The organism is Algoriphagus sp. PAP.12, assembly GCF_026652115.1.
GTDB lineage: Bacteria > Bacteroidota > Bacteroidia > Cytophagales > Cyclobacteriaceae > Algoriphagus.
The window spans coordinates 1-3,395 of sequence record NZ_JAPPSQ010000048.1; the positions used below are offsets into that span (position 1 = coordinate 1).

The window sequence follows — 3,395 nt, forward strand, 5'->3', positions numbered from 1 at the left end:
GAATGTTGGCAATGGATTGATGGTCACCACAACCGGCTCGATCACGTAACATCCTGCAGGACTTGTTGCCTTAATATAGTAAGTTCCAGAAGCACTAATAGCACCTGCCTCCAATTCTGTTAATTCATCATTTGTGGCGGTAGCATCAGTCCAATAAGTGAAAACTGCGTCAACCGGTGAATTTGAAACCGAACCAGTAATATCTACTGTTTCAGGAGAGCATACAGCTGAAGGATTTGTGACAGTAAATGTAGGCAATGCCTCAATTTCAACTACAACTGCGACCCTCTCACCAATACAAGACGTTGAAGGGCCTTCTGCTGCCCAGTATGTAAATGTTCCTGCTGTTGTGGTATTAATAGGAATCCCTAAAGAAGCTGTACCTCCTGTTTCGGAAGTATAAAAATAAACCGTGTATTCATCCGGGGCGCCGGCATTGCTTGGAAGAACCAAGGTATTGAGATTAGGAGCTATCGCACCCACACAATAAATGATATCTCCACTTGGAAGATCCGGAGTTGTATTTACAATCGTAACAACAATATCAAATTCATAAACACAATCCGAAGAATTCGCAGGAATGGCATAGTAAGTTCCATCCTGAGCCGGGAATGGATTATTGTCTGTAAACTCTGTTGCAGTCTGAGCATCAGGTCCATCAAAGAATCTGGTACCTGGAGGAAAAGAACCTCTAATATTAGAAACTGGTATGGATCCCTGTGGATCGATATTACAGAAGAAAAAATCTTTAAAAAGGTCTTCTTCTTCACAGTTCGCTGCTATCCACTCTGGGGTCACATTAATAGGAACAATCAATGCTTCCTGTATAGGTTCACCTTCGCAAGCTCCATCCAAAAACCCTTGGATAAACGGCAGACCTTCAAATTCACTTTGAGAAACTGCTCCCGTACCAGAAATTGTACCATTGGTACTTACATATGGTTCACAGTTGGGATTTGAAAGAATAAAACAATCTTCAGTTACTTTGATACTATAAGTCAATACAGCCAAAACTTCATCTGGATCAGAAGGTAATGGAATGTCACCAAGGTCCCAAACTATAGAACCTGTCGCTCCCAAAAGTGGATCAAAATATGGGTCAACCGCACCTGTTGGAGAAAAATTAATTAAATCAGTAGCATCTTCAAATGAAGCTGTATATGGCAATGGAATGACAATCTGTACATCATTTACCGCCTCAGTACCTTGATTTCGGATTTCAACTTGGTATTCCAATACTCCACCAGGCAAAACAGTTGGTGTTGGACCTGGAGAATTTCCATCAATTGAATTCAAAATCTGAAGTCCGGTAACATCTGGGATATAGGCATCTACGGCAAAAGCAACAAAATATATCGCATACAAATCTTGCGTGGTTCCATACTTAAATCGAGTGGAAGTTTGACTATTTGCAATAATGCTATTCCCACTATTGTCAATATTCCACATCGCAATATCAATCCCTGTATTGTTTAGGATATTGGGACTTCTTGGATTCTCAACCAATGTATTGGATCCATTCAATACCGGAGTATAAATTGATGAATTGAAAAAGTTTCCAGTTGTATTTAAGGGATGCGAAAGACTTTGCCAATTATTAGTATTGACGCCTTGTTCGATTTGAAGAAAGTCACCAGAGATTCCTCTATCACCTTCACCTGCCATCACCCCTAGCTTCACATTCACAGGTCCATTTTGGACAGCATTAAAACCAGTAATTGGTAAAATACCCTCAGCCAAAGCCCCATTTCCTGGAGACTGTACAAATGAATACCCATCAAATAGGGTAATGTCTCTCCATGGCATTTTGGAGTTTTCATAAATCACCACGATGCCCCATTGCCCAAAATATCCGGTACTACCACCATTCCCTTCCAAAAGAGCAATATCAGCCACTGTATATTCCCCAATTCCTCTATCTTTTACGAATTGAGTAATGTCTGTATAGCCCACAAACATGTAAGCCTGGTCAGAACCAGGATAAAGAATATTGGAATTACTTGCGTTTACAGTAGTATAGTTGGCATCACCCGGTCCTTTTAATTTGACCTGGCGCTTATCAAAGGTTGTTCCCGCCCCAGTAACGTTTACACGTGCATAATTACTTCCATCCTGAAAATCACTCAAAGTCGCATCAGCATCTTCATCTCGTGTTAATCTATCGATAGAAATAGTTCTGTTTCCATCAACAAATACCACTGGATTGAAAGTAACTCTGGTTTGATCATTACCCGGTGTGTTTGTTTCACGATTCTGACCAGATGGATAAATGGGAGAGCCTCCATTTATTGTATAATACAAATAGCCACTTCCTCCATTGGATGAATTGGTGAAATAAAAACGGTAGGTATCCCCAGATCCTGAAAAAGTGTAAACAGGATAACCATTAGAGCTCGTCCCTTCTCGGGAAATACTCATTGAATAAGAGGTTCCATTCCCAATTGCATCATTGTGTTCCAAGGAACTGTTTGTATCATCAACCCCTCCGACATCGAAAATATAATCCGTACTGTAATCCGATCTGCCGGACCAATAAAGTCCAGCATAAAGGATTTCGGAACAGTTCGGATCAGCTCCGTTTTCCTGCGAAAGCACCAGTGTGGATGAAGATGAATTAAGGGTATTCCCATCGCCATCTATATCCACATAGATCATTTCATTGTTCGAATTGTTTGAGTTATCACTGTAGGAATCCAATGTCAAATTGGTATTTCCTATCATCGTATAGTCCCCTTTTATCCGGAAGATATTATTGGGTGGGGCCGGTGTCCCTACCCGTTGTGTAAAGGGTTTAACATTTTGATTCTGTGCAAACGCAAAATTACCAACCCCCAAAAAGAAGATTAGTAAAAATCCGAAAAGTGCACTGAATAATTTTCTAAAAATTGAGTATTGCTGATCCATAACAAATGGGATTAAGATCTGGTAATGCTTTATACAGGTTCTGAGTATTGATAGAGAATCGTCAAATCAGAATCTGTGAATCTTGAGAACATTTGTTCTACTTCTGATTTGGATAACGGTACTGAGGAGAGAATCAGAATCACCTTCAAATTCTCCATGGTGTTGAATTTTGATGGGTCAACGGAAATCGTTTTCTCATCAAGCTCATTAATTTTCCATTGGACCAATTCAACATTGCTGAACCGTTTATCAGAGCCATTTAATTTATTGATGGCTTTTCCTTCGGCAATGATTTTCCTGGGACCTTGACCCTCTGGAAATTTCTCTTTTGAAGAGGTCAACAAACCATATGGAGTTCTCCCAAATAGATAATCCTGATCTATGTTTAATTCACCTGCCTTCGAAGAGCCTAAAAATTGACTCAACTCCACCACACTTTGCGCATGCGCGTAGGAGAAAAACATAGAGAAAACCAACCCTAAAAACCCAAA

The 3,395-nt window shown here is 40.1% G+C and carries 2 protein-coding genes; both read right to left on the minus strand.

Annotated features, from left to right (window positions below):
• On the minus strand, nucleotides 1–2,904 hold a 2,904-nt coding region (locus O0V13_RS21290; RefSeq protein ID WP_268037037.1), incomplete at its 3' end, for a hypothetical protein.
• A 29-nt stretch (nucleotides 2,905–2,933) separates the two neighbouring features.
• Nucleotides 2,934–3,395 (minus strand): hypothetical protein (locus O0V13_RS21295; RefSeq protein WP_268037038.1); only part of this gene is annotated, 462 nt, incomplete at its 5' end.